This window comes from Micromonospora craterilacus (assembly GCF_003236315.1).
In the GTDB taxonomy this organism is placed as follows: Bacteria; Actinomycetota; Actinomycetes; order Mycobacteriales; family Micromonosporaceae; genus Micromonospora; species Micromonospora craterilacus.
This window is the reverse complement of the sequence record NZ_POTY01000489.1, coordinates 1-955: the sequence shown is the minus strand read 5'-3', so window position 1 is coordinate 955 and position 955 is coordinate 1. Positions and strand designations below refer to the sequence as shown.

The following is a 955-nucleotide window of genomic DNA, read 5'->3' as shown; positions in this document are numbered from 1 at the left end:
GGGGTCGGCGATCGGGCTGTAAACGGGCCGGGCGAGGACGTCGGGGCCTGCCCGCCACCACCCGCCCTCGAATACGTCTCCGGGCAGCGCCGCCGGCATCGGTGGAGCGGTCGGGACAGCTTCGCCCTCGACGCCGTCCTTCGCCAGCGCCGGTCTCGGCGAGTGGTCGGTCAACCGGAGCCGCGGGATATGGTGTGTGCGATCACCGTGGACGCCCGCCGCCGCCGAGATCACCGGCGAGCGAGTCGGGGGCGCGCATCCGCCAGGCGTCGGTGACGAGTTCCTCGAGACGGTCGACGCCCACCTTCGCCAGCCACAGCATGACCAGCGGCAGCCCGTCGTACCCGGGCGTGGTGAAGAAGAGTTCGGGCTCGCCGAGGAGCAGCGCCTGCTTCTCGGCCTCGTCGCCGACGTACAGCACGGCGATGTCGGTGCGGATGGCGCGCGGCTTGCCGGGCCGACGCTCGGGATAGGACCAGACGAACCCGTGGTCGGCCACCCGGAAGTCGAAGCCGTCGCTGTCGATCTCCACCACGTGCGGCAGCGCCAGTGCCAGGCGACGGACGTCGTCGGCATCAGCCATCGAGACTCCTCCGGGGCACCATCTGCTGCATCCGGACACGGTAGCCGCCGGGTCCGACATCATCCCGCCGGACCGGGCGGACCGGGCGGCGGCCGGCGGCCGGGTGCGCCTAGTCGGGCTAGGGTCGAGATCATGGCGACACCGGCACTCGACGCGCTCGCCGCCGCCGGCATCCCCCACCGGGTCATCCGGCACGGCCAGGTCCGCAGCCTCGACGATGCGGCGACCGCGCGTGGCGTGGCGGTACCCGACGTGGTGAAGACGCTCGTGGTCCGGCGCGACGACGACTACCTGGTCGTCCTCGTCCCGGGTGACCGGCTGACCGGGTTGACCGACCGCGCCGACCAGCGCTGACACCCGGTCGTCACGGGT

Annotated in this window: 2 protein-coding genes; one reads left to right on the top strand and one right to left on the bottom strand. The window is 72.7% G+C overall.

What is annotated here, in order from left to right; genetic code table 11:
* Positions 1-202: 202 nt before the first annotated feature.
* Positions 203-583, bottom strand: coding sequence for an MmcQ/YjbR family DNA-binding protein (locus C1I95_RS34010; protein ID WP_111220214.1), 381 nt, complete (start codon positions 581-583; stop codon positions 203-205).
* Positions 584-715: 132 nt separating this feature from the next.
* Between C1I95_RS34010 and C1I95_RS34005 the strand changes: the two genes are divergently transcribed.
* Positions 716-937: a YbaK/EbsC family protein gene (locus C1I95_RS34005; RefSeq protein ID WP_199524043.1), complete on the top strand. Its 222-nt coding sequence runs from the start codon at positions 716-718 to the stop codon at positions 935-937.
* Positions 938-955: the final 18 nt, after the last annotated feature.

Excerpts from the sequence above, each read along its gene's own strand:
- C1I95_RS34010 (WP_111220214.1), bottom strand. The coding sequence starts at position 583 with ATGGCTGATGCCGACGACGTCCGTCGCCTGGCACTGGCGCTGCCGCAC.
- C1I95_RS34005 (WP_199524043.1), top strand. The coding sequence starts at position 716 with ATGGCGACACCGGCACTCGACGCGCTCGCCGCCGCCGGCATCCCCCAC.